Origin of the sequence: Arthrobacter sp. 260 (genome assembly GCF_013116745.1) — a bacterium.
Lineage (GTDB): Bacteria > Actinomycetota > Actinomycetes > Actinomycetales > Micrococcaceae > Arthrobacter_D.
Genome location: NZ_JABFOE010000155.1, coordinates 1 through 218 on the forward strand (window position 1 = coordinate 1; position 218 = coordinate 218).

The following is a 218-nucleotide window of genomic DNA, read 5'->3' on the forward strand; positions in this document are numbered from 1 at the left end:
GGGCTAGTGACTGCATTTCCTTGGCTAGAACTCGGAACGACTCTGGAATACCAGGAGCCTGGATGTTCTCGCCCTTAACGATTGCCTCATAGGTCTTAACGCGACCGGTGATGTCGTCAGACTTGATGGTGAGGAGTTCCTGAAGAGTGTGCGCTGCACCATAAGCCTGCAGTGCCCAAACTTCCATTTCACCGAATCGCTGACCACCGAACTGAGCC

Annotated in this window: 1 protein-coding gene; it reads right to left on the bottom strand. The window is 53.7% G+C overall.

Annotated features, from left to right (window positions below):
* A partial coding sequence (locus tag HMI57_RS18690) for a hypothetical protein (RefSeq protein WP_171587462.1) occupies positions 1–218 on the bottom strand: 218 nt, incomplete at both ends.